This window comes from Prevotella sp. HCN-7019 (assembly GCF_037890215.1).
GTDB lineage: Bacteria > Bacteroidota > Bacteroidia > Bacteroidales > Bacteroidaceae > Prevotella.
The window spans coordinates 68,275-89,372 of the sequence record NZ_JBBKBO010000008.1 but is presented as its reverse complement, the minus strand read 5'-3'; the positions used below and the strand labels follow the sequence as shown (position 1 = coordinate 89,372).

At 35.9% G+C, this 21,098-nt stretch carries 17 protein-coding genes; 6 read left to right on the top strand and 11 right to left on the bottom strand.

The annotated features are described in order from the left end of the window. Positions 1-121 precede the first annotated feature (121 nt). From WKT13_RS10665 to nqrF, 6 genes are read left to right on the top strand one after another with little or no spacing between them, the layout of a single operon-like run. On the top strand, positions 122-1,474 hold the full coding sequence (locus tag WKT13_RS10665) for a Na(+)-translocating NADH-quinone reductase subunit A (protein ID WP_340323893.1): 1,353 nt from the start codon (positions 122-124) through the stop codon (positions 1,472-1,474). Positions 1,475-1,492: 18 nt separating this feature from the next. Then, the gene (locus WKT13_RS10660) at positions 1,493-2,671 is read left to right on the top strand and encodes an NADH:ubiquinone reductase (Na(+)-transporting) subunit B (RefSeq protein WP_298617825.1); all 1,179 of its coding nucleotides are present in this window, start codon (positions 1,493-1,495) and stop codon (positions 2,669-2,671) included. Positions 2,672-2,686: 15 nt separating this feature from the next. Beyond that, positions 2,687-3,364, top strand: coding sequence for a Na(+)-translocating NADH-quinone reductase subunit C (locus tag WKT13_RS10655; protein ID WP_340323859.1), 678 nt, complete (start codon positions 2,687-2,689; stop codon positions 3,362-3,364). Between the two features lie 9 nt (positions 3,365-3,373). Continuing rightward, a complete protein-coding gene (locus WKT13_RS10650; RefSeq protein ID WP_340323858.1) occupies positions 3,374-4,012 on the top strand; it encodes an NADH:ubiquinone reductase (Na(+)-transporting) subunit D in 639 nt (212 codons plus the stop codon). Positions 4,013-4,059: 47 nt separating this feature from the next. Next, complete coding sequence (gene nqrE / locus WKT13_RS10645; protein ID WP_298617832.1) at positions 4,060-4,686, top strand: NADH:ubiquinone reductase (Na(+)-transporting) subunit E; 627 nt, start codon at positions 4,060-4,062, stop codon at positions 4,684-4,686. An 11-nt stretch (positions 4,687-4,697) separates the two neighbouring features. Beyond that, positions 4,698-5,966 (top strand): NADH:ubiquinone reductase (Na(+)-transporting) subunit F, encoded by a 1,269-nt coding sequence (nqrF, locus tag WKT13_RS10640; protein ID WP_340323857.1) that lies wholly within the window; start codon positions 4,698-4,700, stop codon positions 5,964-5,966. Between the two features lie 72 nt (positions 5,967-6,038). Here nqrF and rlmH read toward each other — a convergent pair whose 3' ends face one another. From rlmH to WKT13_RS10585, 11 genes are all read right to left on the bottom strand, one after another. Continuing rightward, entirely contained in the window at positions 6,039-6,509 is a 471-nt protein-coding gene (gene rlmH / locus WKT13_RS10635) for a 23S rRNA (pseudouridine(1915)-N(3))-methyltransferase RlmH (RefSeq protein WP_340323856.1), read from the bottom strand. Beyond that, complete coding sequence (locus WKT13_RS10630) at positions 6,499-6,804, bottom strand: DUF4491 family protein (RefSeq protein ID WP_340323855.1); 306 nt, start codon at positions 6,802-6,804, stop codon at positions 6,499-6,501. Before WKT13_RS10630 ends, rlmH begins: the two co-directional genes overlap by 11 nt. 136 nt (positions 6,805-6,940) lie before the next feature. Beyond that, positions 6,941-8,953, bottom strand: a complete 2,013-nt coding sequence (locus WKT13_RS10625; RefSeq protein ID WP_340323854.1) for a ComEA family DNA-binding protein — start codon at positions 8,951-8,953, stop codon at positions 6,941-6,943. Positions 8,954-9,049: 96 nt separating this feature from the next. After that, positions 9,050-11,401, bottom strand: a complete 2,352-nt coding sequence (locus WKT13_RS10620) for a bifunctional dihydroorotate dehydrogenase B NAD binding subunit/NADPH-dependent glutamate synthase (RefSeq protein ID WP_340323853.1) — start codon at positions 11,399-11,401, stop codon at positions 9,050-9,052. 137 nt (positions 11,402-11,538) lie between these two features. Further along, positions 11,539-12,828 (bottom strand): serine--tRNA ligase, encoded by a 1,290-nt coding sequence (gene serS / locus WKT13_RS10615; protein ID WP_340323852.1) that lies wholly within the window; start codon positions 12,826-12,828, stop codon positions 11,539-11,541. Positions 12,829-14,066: 1,238 nt separating this feature from the next. After that, complete coding sequence (gene rpmA / locus WKT13_RS10610; protein ID WP_298617848.1) at positions 14,067-14,330, bottom strand: 50S ribosomal protein L27; 264 nt, start codon at positions 14,328-14,330, stop codon at positions 14,067-14,069. A 19-nt stretch (positions 14,331-14,349) separates the two neighbouring features. Then, entirely contained in the window at positions 14,350-14,667 is a 318-nt protein-coding gene (gene rplU, locus WKT13_RS10605) for a 50S ribosomal protein L21 (protein ID WP_021993310.1), read from the bottom strand. Positions 14,668-14,987: 320 nt separating this feature from the next. Continuing rightward, positions 14,988-17,027 carry a M13 family metallopeptidase gene (locus WKT13_RS10600; protein ID WP_340323851.1) on the bottom strand — a complete coding sequence of 680 codons (2,040 nt, stop codon included), beginning with the start codon at positions 17,025-17,027 and terminating at the stop codon, positions 14,988-14,990. 79 nt (positions 17,028-17,106) lie between these two features. Then, positions 17,107-19,047, bottom strand: a complete 1,941-nt coding sequence (locus WKT13_RS10595) for an ABC-F family ATP-binding cassette domain-containing protein (RefSeq protein WP_340323850.1) — start codon at positions 19,045-19,047, stop codon at positions 17,107-17,109. 163 nt (positions 19,048-19,210) lie between these two features. Further along, positions 19,211-20,308 (bottom strand): zinc ribbon domain-containing protein, encoded by a 1,098-nt coding sequence (locus WKT13_RS10590; protein ID WP_340323849.1) that lies wholly within the window; start codon positions 20,306-20,308, stop codon positions 19,211-19,213. Positions 20,309-20,320: 12 nt separating this feature from the next. Beyond that, complete coding sequence (locus WKT13_RS10585) at positions 20,321-21,034, bottom strand: glycoside hydrolase family 25 protein (RefSeq protein WP_340323848.1); 714 nt, start codon at positions 21,032-21,034, stop codon at positions 20,321-20,323. Positions 21,035-21,098: the final 64 nt, after the last annotated feature.

Genomic DNA, 21,098 nt, shown 5'->3' with positions numbered 1-21,098 from the left:
TTTTTCTTTTCTTTATGACTTATTTTTGCTAATTTTGCATCGATAATATCATAGTGAAAAAATAGGTTAAAAAGAGAGTTTTCACAGTCTTTTTGAAATTATCTTATATAATAAAAATATTATTATGAATGTGATTAAGTTACGAAAGGGCTTAGACATTAATTTGAAGGGAAAGGCCGCCAAACAAAAAATTTCAGTGGCCGAATGTTCTGAGTATGGACTCGTTCCGGATTATTTTGTCGGAGTTACTCCTAAGGTGGTTGTTCACGAGGGCGATCATGTAAAGGCAGGCGATGCATTGTTTGTGAATAAAAATTGTACAGAAGTCCGTTTTTCTTCACCGGTCAGTGGTGTTGTTTCTTCAATAATACGTGGAGAGCGCAGAAAAGTATTATGTGTAAAAATAAAGGCTGATGAAAAGCAGGAATATGTGGACTTTGGCTGTAAGAATATTGACTCTTTAGAAGGTTCGGACGTTATGAACTCATTGCTTGAATCTGGATTATTTGGTTATATTAATAAATTACCTTATGCGATATCTGCTGTTCCAGATACTAAACCAAAAGCCATTTTTGTCAGTGCTCTTAGGGATATGCCGCTTGCTGCAGACTTTGAGTATGAGGTGAAAGGTAATGAGGTTGATTTTCAGACCGGATTGACAGCTTTATCGAAAATATCTAAAACTTATCTTGGTATTGGAATAAATCAGACATCGGATGTGCTTAGAAAAGCAAAGAATGTAGAAGTTAATATTTTTGATGGTCCATGTCCTGCAGGAAACGTTGGTGTTCAAATAAACCATATCTCACCGGTAAATAAAGGTGAAGTAGTATGGACAGTTGATCCAACAGCAGTTATATTTTTTGGTCGTCTTTTTAATACAGGACATGTTGATCTTATCCATACAATTGCTATTGCTGGAAGTGAAATAGATCGTCCTGCCTATGCTGATGTAAAAGTTGGTCAAAAGCTATCCACGATATTAGAAGGCAGATTAAATAGAACTGATCATGTCAGATTGATAAATGGTAATCCTCTTGTTGGAAGAAAAAGCTGTATAGATGATTTTCTTGGCGCTCATGTTTCAGAAGTCACAGCTATTCCGGAGGGTGATGATACAAATGAAATGTTGGGATGGATAATGCCACGTATTAAAGATTTTTCCGTTAGTCATAGTTATTTCTCATGGCTTCAAGGAAAGAAAAAGGAATATGTATTGGATGCCCGTATAAAGGGGGGACGGCGAAATATGATCATGAGTGGTGAATATGATAAGGTGTTCCCTATGGATATTTATCCTGAGTATCTTATCAAGGCAATAATTTGTGGAGATATAGACAAAATGGAAGCTCTCGGTATATATGAGGTTTCTCCAGAAGATTTTGCAGTGGCTGAATTTGTTGATTCTTCTAAGTTGGAGTTGCAGCATATTGTTAGAAAAGGACTGGATATGTTGCGTAAAGAAATGGAGTAGTATAATAAATTATTTAAGATGAAAGCTTTAAGAAACTATCTAAATAAGATAAAACCTAATTTTGAAGAAGGTGGTAAGTTCCATGCTTTTAGATCTGTCTTTGATGGTTTTGAAACATTCTTATATGTTCCTAATACAACATCTAAAAATGGAACTATGATTCATGATGCAATTGACAGTAAAAGAATTATGTCAATTGTCGTTATTGCTTTAATGCCAGCTCTGTTGTTTGGTATGTATAATGTTGGTTATCAACATTTCAAAGCAGCAGGAGATGGTGTATTTGCTTCAGCATCATTTATACAAATGTTTGCATATGGTCTTATGGCCGTATTACCTAAGATACTAGTATCATATATTGTTGGTTTAGGAATTGAATTCATTGTTGCACAGTGGAAAAAGGAAGAAATACAAGAAGGCTTCCTTGTTTCGGGTATTTTAATTCCAATGATAATTCCTGTTGATTGTCCATTATGGATTTTAGCAATAGCTGTCGCATTTTCTGTGATCTTTGTAAAAGAGGTGTTTGGTGGAACAGGTATGAACATTTTTAATGTTGCATTGGCGGCACGTGTATTTATGTTCTTTGGGTATCCAACCAAAATGTCCGGAGATGCAGTTTGGGTATCTGGAGATTCAATATTGGGAATAGGCCAAAATATAGATGGACTTACCGTAGCTACACCTCTTGGCTCTACTGCAACGACAGGAATTGTACCTGATTTTTCAATGGATATGATATACGGACTTATTCCAGGGTCTGTAGGTGAGACAAGTGTGATTGCGATTGCTTTGGGGGCAATACTATTGCTTTGGACTGGTATAGCAAGTTGGAAGATAATGTCTTCTGTGTTTATTGGTGGTGCTTTTATGGCTTTTGTATTTAATACGGTAGGCCCTGATACTTCAATGGCTCAGATGCCGTGGTATGAACATCTTGTACTTGGTGGTTTTTGTTTTGGAGCAGTATTTATGGCGACAGATCCTGTTACTGCGGCAAGAACAGAAACAGGAAAATACATATATGGTTTCATGATTGGAGTAATGGCAATAATCATTAGGGTGCTTAATCCTGGATACCCAGAGGGAATGATGCTTGCCATATTATTTATGAATATATTTGCTCCATTAATTGACTATTTTGTCGTACAGCAAAATATCAAACATCGTGAGAAACGTGCCATTTGTTCAAAATAATAAAATAAGAAATAAATGAAGACGAATAGTAATAGTTATACCATTATATATGCTGCGATAATGGTTATTATCGTTGCGTTTATGCTTGCATTTGTAAGTTCTTCTTTGCGTGATAGACAAAATAAGAATGTGGAACTTGATACCAAAAAACAGATTCTTTCTGCATTAAATGTTAGAAATGTGGAAGATGTTGAAAGTGAGTATAATAAGTATGTAAAGCAGGACATGTTAATGCAATCAGATGGTACTTTGTCTGAGAATACCGATGTCTTTTCTACAGCATATGAAAAAGAAGTAAAAGAAAATAATCGCTTTCATGTCTTTGTTGCAGAGAAAGATGGAGATACAAAATATATATTTCCTGTTTATGGTACAGGATTGTGGGGTGCGATATGGGGTTATATAGCATTAAATAGTGATAAAAATACAGTTTATGGTGTATATTTTTCTCATGCAAGTGAAACCCCAGGACTTGGTGCTGAAATAGCAACTGAGAATTTTCAAGATTTATTCGCCGGAAAGAAGACCTTAGACAATGGTAAAATTGCGCTAGGGGTCGTGAAAAACGGAAAAGTTAATAATCCTGAGTATCAAGTTGATGGTATCTCTGGTGGAACAATTACTTCTGAAGGTGTAAATCAGATGTTGAAGAAATGTTTGAATAATTATAAGAACTTTTTAATAAAAAGATAAAAAGGTAATATGAAACAGCAATTATTATCGCAGAAAAATAAAGATGTCTTATTTACACCTTTAGGGATAAATAATCCTGTTACCGTACAGGTTTTAGGAATATGTTCGGCATTGGCTGTTACTGCAAAACTTGAACCGGCTATAGTAATGGGCCTTTCTGTAACAATAATAACAATGTTTTCCAATGTGGTGATATCATTATTGCGTAAGACTATTCCGAATCGAATACGTATTATAGTACAACTTGTTGTAGTTGCAGCGTTGGTTACAATTGTAAGTGAAATATTGAAAGCTTTTGCATACGATGTCAGTGTACAACTTTCTGTTTATGTAGGATTAATTATAACAAACTGCATTTTGATGGGACGTCTTGAGGCATTCGCTATGCAGAATGGTCCTTGGGAATCTTGTCTTGATGGACTCGGAAATGGACTTGGGTATGCAAAAATACTTATAATTGTTGCATTCTTCCGCGAACTGTTTGGGTCTGGAACATTGTTGGGTTTTAATATATTGAATTATGATTGTATAAAAAATATTGGATATGTTAATAATGGTCTGATGCTTATGCCACCAATGGCTCTTATAATATGTGCATGTATTATATGGTATCAGCGTGCGCGAAATAAAGAACTTCAGAATAATTGATAATGATTTAAATAAAAGTTTGTTTAATATAAATAAATCCAATTATAATGGAACATTTATTAAGTTTATTCGTCCGCTCTATATTTGTGGATAATATGATATTTGCATTCTTTCTGGGAATGTGCTCATATTTAGCTGTCTCAAAGAATGTAAAAACGGCTTTGGGGTTAGGTGTCGCAGTTGTGTTCGTTTTGGTTGTGACACTACCGGTAAACTATCTTTTACAAACAAAAGTCCTTGCTGCAAACGCAATTATAGAAGGGGTTGATCTGAGTTTCTTGAGTTTTATCTTATTTATTGCGGTGATTGCAGCAATTGTTCAGTTAGTAGAAATGGTTGTAGAACGTTTTAGTCCTTCACTTTATGCATCATTGGGTATATTCCTTCCATTAATTGCTGTGAATTGTGCTATTATGGGAGCATCACTTTTTATGCAGCAGAGAATAACATTAAGTGAAAGTGATCCTAAAATGATAGGTAATATTGGCGATGCGATATCTTATGCGTTGGGTTCTGGATTAGGTTGGCTACTTGCTATTGTTGGTCTTGCTGCAGTGCGTGAAAAAATGGCCTATTCAAATGTTCCTGCCCCTCTTAGAGGATTAGGTATAACATTTATCGTCGTTGGTCTTATGGCCATGGCTTTTATGTGTTTCTCGGGTTTGAATATTTAAATTGAATGACAATGGATATAAATATGATATTGGCAAGTATTGCTGTATTCCTTATAGTTGTTCTATCACTTGTAATTATTTTACTTGTTGCAAAGAACTTTTTAGTTTCATCCGGTAAAGTTAAAATAACTATCAATGATGATAAAGTTGTAGAGGTAAATTCTGGTTCTACATTATTAAATACTCTTTCTGATAATGGAATATATTTATCTTCTGCATGTGGAGGAAAGGGTTCTTGTGGTCAATGCAAATGTCAAGTGTTGGAAGGAGGCGGTGAGATTCTTCCGTCTGAAATTCCACACTTCAGTAGAAAACAACAGAAGGATCATTGGAGATTGGGCTGTCAGGTAAAAGTCAAGAATGATATGAAGATTAAAGTGAATGAAAGCGTTCTTGGCGTAAAAGAATATGAATGTACCGTTATCTCAAATAAGAATGTCGCTACTTTTATTAAAGAATTTAAAGTTAAGCTTCCAGAGGGGGCTCATATGGATTTCATTCCAGGTTCATATGCGCAGATAAAAATACCTGCATTCTCAATGTCATATGATAATGATATAGATAAATCTCTGATAGGGGATGAATATTTACCGGCGTGGGAAAAATTTGGATTATTCTCATTAAAATGTGTAAATCCAGAACCGACAATTAGAGCTTATTCTATGGCAAACTATCCTGCTGAAGGAGATGTATTTATGTTGACAGTTAGAATTGCAACGCCTCCTTTTAAACCCGACCGTAGTGGATTTATGGATGTTAATCCAGGTATAGCGTCTTCATATATATTTACATTGAAACCTGGTGATAAAGTTCTGATGAGTGGACCATATGGAGATTTCCATCCTCATTTCGATTCAAAGAAAGAGATGATTTGGGTTGGTGGTGGAGCCGGTATGGCTCCCCTGAGAGCACAGATCATGCATATGACAAAGACTTTGGTAACACATGACAGAGAAATGCATTATTTCTACGGTGCTCGTGCGTTAAATGAGGTCTTTTATTTGAACGATTTCCTTGAATTAGAGAAGACTTTCTCAAATTTCCATTTTCATCTTGCTTTGGATCGTCCGGATCCGGCAGCAGATGCAGCTGGTGTAAAATATACTGCAGGATTTGTTCACCAAGTAATGTATGATACGTATTTGAAAAATCATGAAGCTCCTGAAGATATAGAATATTATATGTGTGGTCCTGGCCCAATGAGTAAGGCTGTTGTAAATATGCTTGATGGGCTTGGAGTGGATCCGGAATCAATCATGTATGATAACTTTGGAGGATAAAGTTTGTAAAACTTTATATAAAAAGGCTTTTGGATATTAAAATATAATTCCAAAAGCCTTTGTTGTTTTTAATTATTCGTGATGATAAGATTCGCCTTTTATAATTGTACAAGCTCGGTATAATTGTTCTATAAAGATTAACCTAACCATTTGATGAGAGAATGTCATCTTTGATAATGATATTTTTTCATCAGACCTCTGGTATATATTATCAGAAAACCCGTAAGGTCCACCTATTACAAAGACTAGTCTTTGTGTAGTTCGTTGCTTGTGTTCTAGCCATTTAGCAAATTCAATACTTCTGAATTCGGTTCCTCTCTCGTCTAAAAGTATAACTTTATCCGAAGGATTTAATTCTTTTTGTATTAGTTCTCCTTCATTTTGTTTTTGCTGCTCCTGACTTAATTTTTTTGTATTTTTAAGTCCTGGTATTATGTGAATAGTGAAATTATTATAATGTCCTATACGACTTATGTAGTCATTTATTGCGTCCACATATAATTTTCCTGTGGTTTTACCAATCATTATTAATTTAATTTTCATATTCGGTTGTTCTTTTAGGATTCATAGGGAACCATCCTTTTTTTACTCTTTTTCGCTGTTCAAAAAGTTCACCGATACTCCATAACGACGATGCACCAAATACCCCTAAAACAGATGATAAAAGTATATTTTCAATAAAAAGTGCTAATACGATACTTATAATACCAATTAGTAGAAAAATCCACCATGGTTTGGTACCATAGTAGTATTCTATTTTTATTACAATGGGATGAAACAAACCGATAATTAAGAATGTACATATGGCTATAATTATGCCTGCAAAATGTAATTTCATACTTAAGTAGCTTTGATATTGTATTTTATGTCTGTACAAAATTAAAGCAAAAAACACTAGAACAAGTTCTTATATGTTATAATAAATGTAAATAATTACTTATATTTACAGACTGGCCTATAAATTACAGCTTATATCAGAATTTCCATCTTAATTGTGCCTCAAAGTCGCTCATGGATGAACCCTCAATTTCTTGATATGAGGATGAAATTTTATTTCTGTCAAAATATTTTGTTGATCCAAATTTACATATCATCATTATATTTTTTCGTATATCGGCTCGAATGTTTATAGAGTATCGTATGCCATTTCCATAATAAGTAGGAAAGCTGAAGCTATATAATAATCCTTTCTCGTAACAATATATTCTACTGTCATAGTTATCTGTATCAAAATATCCCAAAGATATATTTGCATTAATGATTTTATGTTTATAACCAATGTTCTGAGAGATCATCCAACCGAAACTATTATTTTCAGTTTTACTGTTAGCCATGTCGTATTGTATTTCAAGTTGCCATTTATTATCTTCATATCCACATGTGACACGTCCTCTTTGTTCTGTTTTGGTTATAAGAGCAGTTTTATTGCTATTATCCTTTTGTCTAAGCCTAATCCTATAGCGTGAACTTATGTAAAAGTAATTTTTTCTTAATGTGCCAGATATGGAATTATCAATAGAGTGTGAAGATTTACTTATTTGATATTTTGCCCATGGAAAGTAAGCATAGTCAAAATAATATATTAGTGAGAAGTTTGAAGATGGTGTCCAATTTGCTCCCATATATATTCCACTTTCATTTTGTATACGCCCTCCGTCATTAAAACATTGCCCAAATAGAGTTTCAAATTTATATGAATAGAAGCGTTGCAACAATGTTAATGAAAGTTCAGTTATGGGCTGGTAAGTTATACGGTTAATTGTTGCAAGTGAATTCCCGCCATCGATTGCAGATTCACCATCAATAGACAACTTGTGTCCAGTGTATCCATAGTCTATACTTGTATTTGTGAAATCTTTTCCAGTCGGATAGTATTTTCTGTAGATTTGTGCAATATTTGGTTGTAGTTTTTTGTCAAGACATGTATAAATAGAAGTCATTCCTATATGGAAACCATTTTTGAAAAATCGCATATTCCCTCCGAATAGAGATTGGCTTGTATTGTTTTTATGTTCCATTTCTGTTGGAGTACGATGGTATCCAGACTCAAGTATTGTAGATATAGTGTTTAAATCTTTTCCTGGAGTTGCATCAATTTTTCTGTATGATGCAAAGGCTGTTATATCAAGACCTTTTATTATATTATAAGTTGCCGCTACTCCTTGTAGATAATTTGCTGCAGAGCGTGATGAATGTGCTCTTATGATATTATTTGAACTATATGCAGAAATTGAGGCTGTTTTCCCGAAGGAGAAGTCGTTATTCATAATCAGACCCATTCCCAATTTTAAGCGGTATCTTCCAGCTGCAAATGATTTGATTTTTCCAAGTTTACGGATTAACAAATAGAATGAATAATAATCATATCCAAAACTGTTTTTATTGGCAAAAAATGGTTCTCCTGGATCTTGTGAGCCGGTAATACCAGCTTGTAAATATTGCCCATATTTGAATGTGTATCTGAACCAGTGTTTGTATTTGTAGCCCAGATAACCGTTCTTATCACCTTTACGTTCATAAAAAGGAATTTTTGCTGTTACAAGAATATCATTTTTTCCATATTTTAGAATGTTCTTGATAGCAGGAAAGTCTGTATTCTCTTCATTTTCAATATATACGAAATATGATAAAAGTTGTCTTTTGATTGCATCTAGGGATTCTATCATTGCTAATTCACCCATTGTGCGTATAGGGCCATATTTGTAAATATATTCAGAGATTTCTTCAATTTGATTTGGTGTCAGAAATATTATCTGTTCGAGTTCTTCTCGGGTAGCTTTATTAATGTTTATTTTATTTTCTGATAGAGACTGAAGTATCTCATAGGTGTTTTCAATATCTTCATCATTTATGTCTTCGATGTCAAGAAGTTGTTTGTAATATTTCTCCCATGGATGTATGTTATCATTCTGTGCATTTGCTGATGAATAGCACATGTAAGATATGAATACAACCAATGTTATTTTTAATTTTATTATTAACTTCATGGCAACGATATTGTGTTTTTCTGGTTATGTAGATGGCTAGTGGGAGAATATCTTTGCCAAGATAATGTTCTATTCCTGGCAAAGATATTGAAGATATTATTTTATTGCAGAAAGTTGTTTGTCCATGTTTTCTGCAGCGCGCCGTCCGTCCCCCATGGCTAGTATGACGGTGGCTCCACCTCTTACAATGTCGCCTCCGGCATATATTTCAGTACGTGAACTCTGCATATTTGCATTTACAACAATCGTATTCTTTCGACCAAGCTCCAGACCTTCGATGGATTTTGGCACAAGTGGGTTAGGGGAAACTCCAACGGCCACAATTACCTGATCAATATCTAGAGTTTTAACAGCACCTGGTATCGGCTCTGGGCTGCGGCGTCCACTCTCATCAGGCTCACCAAGTCTCATCTCTTGAAGTTTTACTTGCTTTACAGCGCCGTTTTCATCTGCTATATATTCTAGCGGATTATGCAGTGTCAGGAAATTTATTCCTTCTTCCTTTGCATGTTTAACTTCTTCTGCTCTAGCAGGCATTTCTTTTTCAGAGCGTCTGTATACCAATGTAACATTTCCTCCTAATCGTCTTGCTGTACGGCAGGAATCCATTGCTGTATTTCCCCCTCCAACAACAAGTACATTATGTCCGATATTGATTGGTGTATCTGTCGTGGGATTGGCTGCATCCATAAGATTTACTCGTGTGAGATATTCATTGGATGACATTATATTAATAGAATTTTCTCCAGGTATACCCATAAAGTTGGGAAGACCTGCGCCAGATGCAATGAATACACCTTTGAAGCCATCATTTTCAAGCTGTTCTATACTGATTGTTTTGCCGATTATGCAGTCGGTAATAAATGTAACTCCTAACTTTTTAAGATTCTCAATCTCAACATCTACAATCTTGTTGGGCAGTCGAAATTCTGGAATTCCATATTTCAAAACACCACCAATCTCATGTAGTGCTTCAAATACAGTTACGCTATATCCCTTTTTGGCCATGTCACCGGCAAAACTCAATCCGGCAGGTCCGGAACCAACCACCGCAACCTTAATTCCATTGCTTGATTTTATTTCCGGTAGTACTATATTTCCACTTTCTCTTTCATAATCGGCTGCAAAGCGCTCTAAGTATCCTATCGCTACAGCTTGCTCGCCCATTTTCAGGTGTATGCATTTACTCTCGCATTGTTTTTCCTGTGGACAGACACGGCCACATACGGCAGGCAGTGACGATGTGTCTTTTAGAACTTTGGCTGCTGCTATGAATTGTCCACGCTCGATATTTTTAATGAAAGAAGGAATGTTAATGTTTACAGGGCATCCTTCTATACAAGATGGTTTTGCGCAGTCAAGACACCGGCGTGCTTCAGTTAATGCCATTTCTTTTGTAAGGCCAATGTTGACTTCTTCCGTGCGGGTATGAGAACGGTATTCTGCATCCAGTTCAGGCATAACAACTCTTGGTATAGCTGTGCGTTCTTTAGCTTTAATTGCAGTACGTAAGTCTTTTCTCCACTGAGAGTTGCGATCTGTCAGTTGATCTATTGTCTCTGTAGTAGGCTCAACATCCATGCTTATATTTGTTGTATTTGCGTGGATGTCAGGAAGTATATTTTGGAGATGTTCTTCATAGTGTTCCATTTCTTCCTTTTCGGCCTTTTTGAACGTTCCCATGCGTTTGAGCATTTCGTCCCAATCAACGAGTGCACCGTCAAATTCTGGTCCGTCAATACAAACAAACTTTGTCTTTCCTCCGATTGTCAGTCTACATGCACCACACATACCTGTGCCATCAACCATGATTGTGTTTAGTGAAACGTCTGTAGGAATTTTGTATTTCTGTGTCAATAAACAACAAAACTTCATCATAATTGGAGGACCGATGGCAAAGACTTTGTCTACATGTTCCTGATTTATAAGTTTCTCAATGCCAACAGTTACAACACCTTTCTCTCCATAAGACCCATCATCTGTCATGATTATCAGTTCATCGCTACTTGCTCTTACCTCATCTTCAAGTATGATAAGGTCTTTGTTTCTTCCTGCAATAACAGACAGAACCCGGTTTCCTGCAGTTTTCAATGCTTTTATTATTGGCAGCATAGGAGCAACACCAACGCCACCACCAGCACATACAACTGTTCCGAAATTTTCTATGTGTGTCGGATTGCCAAGAGGTCCGACAACATCTGCAATTACATCCCCTTCATTGAGTGAACATAATTTGAAAGATGATAATCCGACACGTTGTACCACAATGGTAATGGTTCCTTTTACGGTATCGGCATCTGCAATAGTAAGAGGTATTCGTTCACCGTTTTTGTTAACTCTTATTATTATGAAATTGCCGGCCTTTCTACTTTTGGCAATCAAAGGTGCCTCTATTTCAAACAAATATACATTTTCTGAAAATTGTTCTTTACGGATAATTTTGTTCATACAGTGTAATGTGTTATTGATTTGTTGTGGTTAGGCACATCTGATTTTGGTGCAGACTGCCGGTCAGAAATATTACGTATATTGCAAATTGTTATGAATTTGCAATATACGCATATAATGTGTGAGAATAATTTCTATTAGAAATTTTTGTCGTCGATCATGTCGAAACCACAATAAGGTACCAGTGCCTTGGGAACTCTGATACCGTCTGGTGTCTGATTGTTTTCTAGTATTGTGGCAACAATACGTGGCAGAGCAAGGGCAGAACCATTAAGTGTGTGGCAGAGTTCAATCTTCTTAGTATCAGCCTTACGGTATCTGCAATGCAATCGATTTGCCTGATAGCTTTCGAAATTTGATACAGATGACACTTCAAGCCATTTTTTCTGGGCAGCACTCCAAACTTCAAAATCATAGCATATAGCTGAAGTAAAGCTCATGTCGCCTCCACAAAGACGTAGAATGTGATAGGGGAGTTCGAGTTTTTGGCATAAGCCTTCAACATGAGTAAGCATTTCGTCAAGTGATTGGTATGAGTGTTCAGGTGTATCTATGCGTACTATCTCAACCTTATCGAACTGATGCAGGCGATTCAACCCTCTTACGTCTTTACCGTAAGACCCAGCCTCACGACGGAAGCATGCAGAATATGCACACCTTTTAATAGGCAGATCTTTTTCATCAAGTATTTCGTCGCGGAATATATTTGTTACAGGTACTTCTGCTGTGGGAATAAGATAAAGATTGTCAAGATTGCAGTGGTACATCTGACCTTCTTTATCAGGCAATTGACCTGTGCCATATCCGGATGCCTCATTCACAACATATGGCGGTTGTACCTCCAAATATCCGCTCTTGCGTGCTTCCTCAAGGAAAAATGCTTCGAGTGCTCTTTGGAAACGAGCCATTTTGCCAATGTATACCGGAAAACCAGCTCCTGTTATCTTTACACCAAGATCAAAATCTATGAGGTTGAATTTTTTGCAAAGATCCCAATGGCACAATGCGTCTTCTGGTAATTCCGGCATATGGCCACCTTCTTTTACCACGACATTATCACTTGCATCACGGCCCTCTGGTACATCGTCATTTGGTATATTTGGTATGGAGCAGAGTTGTGATATGAGATCTTTCTCACACTGAGCTTTCTCTGCCTCCAGTTGCTTGCTGATTTCTTTAAGGGCAGTGACATCCTTCTTTATATTTTCTGCCTCATCTTTGTTGCCCTCTTTCATGAGCAGTCCGATACGTGCAGACAATTTTTTTGTTTCAGAAAGATTGCTGTCCAGTTTTTGTTGGGCTTCACGGCGCTGTTTGTCTGTTTCAATGACCTTAGCGATAGCCTCTTCTGCATTCTCAAAGTGTTTTTTCTTTAGTCCTTTAATAACACGTTCTGTTTCCTCGTTTATGAGTTTTAGTGTAAGCATGTGCTGTAAATTTTAAAAGTCAAATACTTATTAACAACATACAAAAATACAAAAAATATTTTCATGCCGTATATAATTATATGATATTAACAGAAGGTAGATATGACAAATATGAGTAGCCGGTTATTTGTTGTCAATATCGCTTACCAATGTAAGTATAGGATATGTTTGGGAATTACAATTTTTATATGAGTTCAATTACATATTATATTTATGTTTTATTATGTAATATATCTTCAGAGACTGATTGTTTGACTGTATATTCAATACTGACTATTTTTATCTTGGTGGAAATTCTGTGTGGATGTTATTCTATGAAAATATGGAGATATCAGTCTTGAATGATTTTGCTGAAAGGTAAGCGATTTGGATACTTCCAGTTCTTCAGTATCTTGCGTATTTTTTGTCTAAGTTTTCAGTTCTACCCCTAAATAAACGAGTATTTGCGAGCAGACTCTCCTTCGGTCGTAAATACGCAAAAATGAGAGATTTACGCATGATGCTGGGCATCAGGAATTTATATTCAAGACCAATTTCTTCATCACACGAAAAGTACTATTTGAGTACATGTTATGGCCCGTTTTAGGGTCTGAAATGCACCATATCACACCTCAATATGGGCATAACCAGAGGATGAAATATACCAAAACGGAACGCAGAATGAACTAACAGACACTCCACAGCAGGGTATATGACAAGACTGTAATGCCTGAATAAGCCTTTCTGATGTCGGATTTAATGTTTCTTTACATTTCTTGCACGATTTTCTTTTGTCAAAAAATGTCAAGAAAATTTGAAAGTCTTCTGTCTGGATTTTTTTCAAAAACAATGAAATGAGGTGTGAGCAAAACCAGAAAATATGTGTTGGTCTTTGAGGCGATGATTTACAGGTTGTGATTCTAGCATCAGAAAATGAAGCACTACCAATGTCATATAGCATTGTCTTGAATATTGTATTTTATGAATAAACCTTATCTTCATAGAATTTCTATTAGATCCTAGAGATCTACAGTTCGGCCTTTTCGTTATTTGCATACGTTTTTAGTTTATATATACACTCTATGATATTAGGGCAAAGCAATCAAGTTGATATTGTCAGTTACTTTAGTTAATATGTAAATATCTAAAATGATAAATATCTTCTTTCTAATGCATTGTGTTTCTAAAAACGCAATAATCCCGACTTTCAGCGAAAGTCGGGATTATTGTTGTTTGGAATAGTTTTATTGTAAATTTATTTAAGCCTCTGTTTCTGGCAGTACTGAAACGAAACTTCTGTTCTGACGACCTCTGTGGAAATTCACAATTCCGTCTGTCAGAGCATAGAGAGTGTCGTCCTTACCGATACCAACGTTCTTGCCAGGATTGTGCTTTGTACCACGCTGACGAACGATAATGTTTCCGGCAATAACTTTCTGACCGCCCCAAATTTTAACGCCTAATCTTTGTGAAGCTGACTCACGTCCGTTCTTCGAACTACCTACACCTTTTTTATGTGCCATTTCTGTGTCCTCCTGAATTTTAAGCGATTACTTCTTTGATTGTTACCTCTGTGAAATGTGAACGGTGACCATTCTTTTTACGATAGTCTTTTCTGCGCTTCATCTTGAAAACGATGACTTTGTCACCCTTTACAAGCGGATTTACAACTTCACATACAACTTTTGCACCATCTACGGTAGGTGCACCCACCTGTACTGAACCATCTTTGTCGACAAGCAGTACCTTGTCGAATTCAACAGCCTGGCCTTCCTTTGCATCTTTGATGTGGTTCACGAACAGTTTCTTTCCCTGTTCTGCCTTGAACTGCTGACCGTTAATTTCTACAATTGCGTACATTAATTTATTAAATATTAAACGGGTTTTTCCGCGAGGCGATCGGCTTTAGCCAATGCTTGTTCTAGCCTCAACGGACTAAATCGGATGCAAAGTTAACAATAAAACTTTATATAAAATATTTATATTGAATGTTTTTAATAGACATTAACAATAGTGATGGATGTTTTATTATTTCTGAGTATATTGTATGAGTCTATTTATGTAATGATATTCATAATATTTTGAACATAATGTTTTTCAATAATATATTTAATATAAAAAAGATACAGCCTGCAGATAGCTGCAGGCTGATATCTGTTGATTTTTACTGTTATGAGCAATTACCAAAGATTCAAACGTTGTTCTTTGGGAATGAACATCTTGTCGGTAGATTTGATATTGAATGCATCATACCATGCATCGATATGGGGTAGGGCACCGTCAACACGCCAGCATCCTAGAGAGTGTGGGTCGCTTTTTGTACGGTTGCGTATTTCCTCAGTGGTTATATTGGCCGCCCAAACACCAGCGTATGCAAGGAAGAAACGTTGTTCTGGAGTAAACCCATCGATTGTAGGCAGATTTTTGTCTTTCGTTGCATTCTTGAATGCATTGAATGAAACCATAAGTCCACCGTGGTCGGCAAGGTTCTCACCTAATGTCAGTTTACCGTTGGCATTCAGATCCGGAAGAACCTTTATTGCAGAGAAGAAGTTTTCGCAAAGTTCAGCACGTTTGTTGAAGTTGGCTGCATCCTCAGTAGTCCACCAGTCTGACATATTACCGTTTTTATCGTAATGGCGGCCTTGATCATCAAAACCGTGTGTCATCTCATGACCGATAACAACTCCTATTGCTCCATAATTGAAAGCGTCGTCTGCGTTCATATCAAAGAATGGTTTCTGAAGGATTCCTGCGGGGAAGCATATTTCGTTTGTTGTCGGGTTATAGTATGCATTCACAGTCTGTGGAGTCATGAACCATTCGTCCTTATCTACAGGTTTTCCGGCACGATAATCAATATCCCATTTTCTCCAAAAGCTTTTACAATTCTGCACATTCTCATAGTATGAAAGTTTAGGATCAATGGTTAGGCTTGATATGTCTTTCCATTTGTCTGGGTATCCAATCTTGACATAGAATGAGTTTAATTTGTCAAGTGCGGCTTCTTTTGTAGCTGCGCTCATCCAATCTTGTTCTTTTATACGTTGTGCCAGTGATATTTGAAGATTTTTTACCAACTTCTCCATTCTCTCTTTAGCTGCTGCTGGGAAATAACGCTCTACATACATTTTGCCGAGAGCTTCGCCCATCTGGCTTTCGACTTGACTGGTTGCACGTTTCCAACGTGGATAGTTTTCTTTGCGCCCAGACATCGTCTTTCCGAAAAAGTCAAAATTTGCAGCAATGACATCATCGCTAAGATAATCTACTGCTGACAGAATAACATCCCATTCCATATACGCCTTGAGTTCATCTGCTGTCATAGATGCGATGATCTTGTTTGCGCCATTGACAAATGCCGGTTGGCCTACGACAAGTTCTTTAAAGCATGATGTACTAACGCCTAACTTATTCATATAGGTTGTCAGCTTTATGTCGGGATAACTGCTTTCAAAATCCTCTATCGTCATTTTATTGTAGTTGGCGGCAACGTCTCTCAGTTCAGTACGTGATTTGGAAACCTTGGCGAGAGCAGTTTCTATATTCATTATGTTCTCCATTTTCTTTGTGGCTATCTGTTTGTTGAAGCCAAACAATTGGAACATACGAACAATGTGTTTTTTGTACGCCTCACGTATCTTTGCTGTTGCGTCATCGTTGTCTAGATAATATTCTTTCTGTCCGAGGAACAGTCCACCCTGATATATGTTGAGAATGTTCATTTTTGAGTTTTTCTCATCGGCTCCGAAACCTATTCCCAATGGGATTCCATATCCAAATGTGGCATATTTTAATTGAATCTGATGTAATGCAGATATTGTTTTTGCCTTTTCTATCTCATTTAGTAACGGCATAACCGGTTTGACGCCCTCTTTGTTGCGACGAACAGAATCCATGGCCTGTTTGTAGAAATCACTCAGTTTCTGTTCTGTACTACCAGGAGTATACGTTTTTGATGACAATTCCGCGAGAATAGTGTTTACACGCTCATTGTTAGCTTGGGCCAATTGGTCAAAGCTTCCGAATCTGGAATATGCTGCAGGCAATGGTGTATTTTTAATCCAACCTCCACATGCAAACTGATAAAAACTTTCTCCAGGATTGGCCGTCTGGTCTAAATTATCCAAATTAATGCCTGATTTTAATTGGTCCTGGGCAATTCCCCCAATCGGCAAACTTACAATAGCCATGATTGGAATAATATTTCTCATTTTCATATTATTTGATTTATAATGTTTATGTTATTTATAATAACAACGTTTTTTTGTTTGTGAATATTATTTCATTTCTTTAATATTATATATTCTGTAGTTTTTCAAGTTCTTCTGAAAGAGATGTCCATATTTCTTCTTCCTCTGAAATCATATTCTTTACAGAAGTGTATTCTGCAATAAGAGTCATGTCCGCGGCACCTTCTGGTGTGCACAATTTGTCATTAAGTGCTTTTAGTTTGCTTTCAAGTGTCTCAATTCGTTCTTCAGATTCTTTTATTGATTTTTCTGTTTTACGTATTTTTTTCTGTAATTCTTTGTGTTCAGCATAGTTGTTCTTTTGGGGGATTGTAAGAGTTTGAAAGGCTGTCTTGTTTACAGTTGAATCTTTTTTTATTGTAGGAAGGTCATCTGGAGTTTCTATGTTTCTTCTATTAAGGTAATCATAAATTCCGCCCAAGTGTTCAGTCACACTGCCGTCGTGAAATTCATACACTTTGGAAACAAGTCCGTCTAGAAAATCACGATCGTGACTGACTATTATAGCAGTACCATCAAATGCATTAATGGCATTTTTCAATACCTCTTTTGATTGCATATCAAGATGGTTGGTTGGTTCGTCAAGAATGAGCAGATTGACAGGTTCTAATAACAGTCTAATCATTGCAAGGCGACTACGTTCTCCACCGCTAAGCATTTTTACTTTTTTTTCTGAAGCTTCGCCACCAAACATGAATGCTCCAAGTATATTATTTATTTTTAATCTGATTTCTCCCTTTGCGACATTATCAATTGTCTCAAAGACAGAGAGATTTTCGTCGAGTAATTGTGCTTGATTTTGTGCGAAATATCCTATCTGTACATTATGTCCGATTTTAAGATTTCCTGAATAAGGGATTTCGTTCATGATACATTTTATCAACGTAGATTTTCCAGAACCGTTTCGACCTACAAAAGCAACTTTTTCACCCCGTTTAATTGTGAGTGTAACATTCTCGAAAACAATATGTTCACCGTATTGTTTTTTTACTTCATCACAGATTATTGGATAATCGCCACTTCGAAGACATGGGGGAAATTTTAGGTGCATAGCAGATTTGTCCACTTCGTCTATTTCGATGGGTACGATTTTTTCCAATTGTTTTATACGACTTTGGACCTGTACTGCTTTTGTTGCCTTGTATCGAAATCGTTCAATAAAATCCTTGATATCAGCTATTTCTTTTTGCTGATTTTCGTATGCTCGAAGCTGTTGTTCTCGTCTTTCAGCACGTAACTTGATATACTCATCATACTTTACCTTATAATCAATAATTTTACCACACGAAATCTCAAGAGTTCTGTTTGTCACATTATTTATGAATGCTTTATCATGACTGACAAGTATTACGGCTTTTGTGCTTTGCTGTAAAAAACGTTCCAGCCATTGTATGCTTTCAATATCAAGATGGTTGGTTGGTTCGTCAAGAAGTAGACAGTCGGGCTTACTCAATAATATTTTAGCTAATTCGATTCGCATACGCCAACCTCCACTGAATTCAGCTGTAGGACGTTCAAAGTCTGATCTGTAAAAACCAAGACCTGTGAGTATTCTTTCGATTTCTGCTTCGTAGTTTTCACCTCCCAGCATAAGGTATCTCTCGTGCTCTTGGGTATATTTATCAACCAATGCAATGTAGCTGTCGTTTTCGTAGTCTGTACGTTCAGCAAGTTCTTTATTCATCGCATCGATTCTTTCTTTCATATTTATAATATTTGAGAATGCTTTTCTTGCTTCATCCTTAACGGTTGTATCATCTTGCAATATCATTACTTGCGGAAGATATCCGATTGTCATATCGGATGAATTTGAAATTTTCCCATCTGTTGGCATTTGTTTGCCACATAATATCTTCAAAAGAGTGGATTTACCTGCTCCGTTTTTTCCAACAAGTGCAACTTTGTCGTGATCGTTTATTACGAAGTTAGCATCCTGAAAAAGGGGTTTTATTCCAAATTCAACTTTTAATTTTTCTACAGAAATCATATTATCTTTTTGTATTTATGCCTGCAAAGTTAAGCAATTTCATATTTATGGACAAGTTATATTATATAAGTTAAATTTGCAAGACATAAGAAAATAAAAGTGAATACTAATATAAATATCGCCTGATCTTAATAAAATGACCAGGCGATATTTTGTAATTATATTATTGTTCAATAATCTTTTTCATATTAAATTCTTGTATCTTTCCATCTGGGCTAACTTTAGATATTATCTTGAAATTTTGACGGTGTGTTGTTGCGTCAGAATATTCCACATCTTGAGTCGCATTGAATTCTACTGTATATTCATATTGTTGTTCACCAATTTCTTTTTTCGATATTTTATAGTCTCCATTGGTATGCCAATCCATGCGTGATACATTATTCTTATAGATTTTATTCATAAATGATATCACATCCATACGCGTTGCATCTTGTTTGCCAAGAAATGACGTCAATACAGGATTGACAGAATTTGAAAGTGCAGTCTCATCCTTACTATTAATACTTTGAAAGAAATTTCTGAATATCATATCAATCATAATTTCTTCTTCTGGCTGTACAGTTTGTGTCCTTATATTTCTTATGCAATCAGACGCCTCATCAAAGTATTCACCATTCGGTTGGTTATGAAGGTATGTTTCGTATGCTTCAATTGTATTTGATTCTTTTGCTGTTGTCCAGTCTATGGAATCTATTTTGTGAATAGCAATGTTTTTGTATTGTGAGTTAGGATAATCTTTGAGATATTGTTCAAGTGCACTTTTTGAATTACTTACGACGGCATTTGTCCATGCCATATTAGCCTCCTGTAATTCACTCATACGAGATTTGATCATTTGTATATGTTCCACAGGAGCGTTTGTCTCATTATAAGTGTCTATATACTTTTGTAAGACAGCAACATCATTACTAGATAATGCGAATTCGTATTCGTCTTTTTCTCTATTAATGTTATTCTGGCTCTTATATACGTAGATTCCTGTTATGGCTATTGCTATTAATACGAAAACACCAATGATTATAGTAATATATAATTTATTGTTCTTGCCAGAACCTGATGTTGTCTGTTGGGGAATCTGTAAACTATTTGGTGTATTTTGATGATTACATTTCGGACAACTCTTCTGACTCAAAAGATATTTTGTGCCGCATTGAGGGCAGATTGTCAGGTTGCCTAATATTTCAACACCACAAGAAGGGCAACGTGGTGCTTTGTCACTTACGTCATGACCACATTCAGGACATTTAATTATTGCCATTTTTATATATTTTTAGTGTTTATATCTGATTTCTCTCAAACTGTGCTTACCCATAAAACGGCTTTTGTCTACATATCCGTTTACACCATCAATATGTCCCTTTCCTGTATATTGCCACATTGTGATGTCCCGTTCGTCTTTAAGGACAGGTTCCCTTTCTGTATATTGAGCTATCATTATTTTATAATCATTAATCTTTCCCGACAGGTAGTTATTATAAAAGTTGGTAAATGTGTACAATAGTGGTTTTTGTTTGTATACAGTTTCAACCATTTCAAGAAATTTGAATAGAGAATCACAAAATTCTTTTGTTGAAAGACCACTTTTGGTTTCAATGTCTATCATTGGTATTAGATCTTGATCTTTCGGTCTGCACTGAGCCATAAAATTTGCCAATTGTTTTGTCAAATCTGTTTTAGGACGAAAAAAATGATATGAACCGACTTTTATTCCATGCTTTTGGGCAAGCTCAATATTATATTCATATTTTTCATCTATATTATCGCCTCCCTCAGTAGCCTTAAGGTAGACATACGCCATCTTTTTATTATTGCCAATTGCGTCCCAAAAAACCTCCCCCTGGTAATGGCTCATATCAATACCATGTATATGAGTGCATGTATCTTCGCATTGAATATCCTCTGGATAAATCTCCTGAGCAAATGTTGTTGTCGGATATATAATATATATAAGTATGATTGATAAAAAAGAATATATAGTCTTCATATCTGCAAAGTTAATAAAAAGAGAATACAGTTTTGTTTTTGTCAATTTAATTTTACAAATATTA

What these genes read in the sequence shown, in the direction of transcription:
- rplU (WP_021993310.1), bottom strand. Translation starts at nt 14,667, where the DNA reads ATGTACGCAATTGTAGAAATTAACGGTCAGCAGTTCAAGGCAGAACAG.
- WKT13_RS10595 (WP_340323850.1), bottom strand. Translation starts at nt 19,047, where the DNA reads ATGATTTCTGTAGAAAAATTAAAAGTTGAATTTGGAATAAAACCCCTT.
- WKT13_RS10625 (WP_340323854.1), bottom strand. Translation starts at nt 8,953, where the DNA reads ATGAAGTTAATAATAAAATTAAAAATAACATTGGTTGTATTCATATCT.
- WKT13_RS10650 (WP_340323858.1), top strand. Translation starts at nt 3,374, where the DNA reads ATGAAACAGCAATTATTATCGCAGAAAAATAAAGATGTCTTATTTACA.
- WKT13_RS10600 (WP_340323851.1), bottom strand. Translation starts at nt 17,027, where the DNA reads ATGAAAATGAGAAATATTATTCCAATCATGGCTATTGTAAGTTTGCCG.
- serS (WP_340323852.1), bottom strand. Translation starts at nt 12,828, where the DNA reads ATGCTTACACTAAAACTCATAAACGAGGAAACAGAACGTGTTATTAAA.
- WKT13_RS10660 (WP_298617825.1), top strand. Translation starts at nt 1,493, where the DNA reads ATGAAAGCTTTAAGAAACTATCTAAATAAGATAAAACCTAATTTTGAA.
- nqrF (WP_340323857.1), top strand. Translation starts at nt 4,698, where the DNA reads ATGGATATAAATATGATATTGGCAAGTATTGCTGTATTCCTTATAGTT.
- rpmA (WP_298617848.1), bottom strand. Translation starts at nt 14,330, where the DNA reads ATGGCACATAAAAAAGGTGTAGGTAGTTCGAAGAACGGACGTGAGTCA.
- nqrE (WP_298617832.1), top strand. Translation starts at nt 4,060, where the DNA reads ATGGAACATTTATTAAGTTTATTCGTCCGCTCTATATTTGTGGATAAT.
- WKT13_RS10620 (WP_340323853.1), bottom strand. Translation starts at nt 11,401, where the DNA reads ATGAACAAAATTATCCGTAAAGAACAATTTTCAGAAAATGTATATTTG.
- WKT13_RS10590 (WP_340323849.1), bottom strand. Translation starts at nt 20,308, where the DNA reads ATGGCAATAATTAAATGTCCTGAATGTGGTCATGACGTAAGTGACAAA.
- WKT13_RS10630 (WP_340323855.1), bottom strand. Translation starts at nt 6,804, where the DNA reads ATGAAATTACATTTTGCAGGCATAATTATAGCCATATGTACATTCTTA.
- WKT13_RS10585 (WP_340323848.1), bottom strand. Translation starts at nt 21,034, where the DNA reads ATGAAGACTATATATTCTTTTTTATCAATCATACTTATATATATTATA.
- WKT13_RS10655 (WP_340323859.1), top strand. Translation starts at nt 2,687, where the DNA reads ATGAAGACGAATAGTAATAGTTATACCATTATATATGCTGCGATAATG.
- rlmH (WP_340323856.1), bottom strand. Translation starts at nt 6,509, where the DNA reads ATGAAAATTAAATTAATAATGATTGGTAAAACCACAGGAAAATTATAT.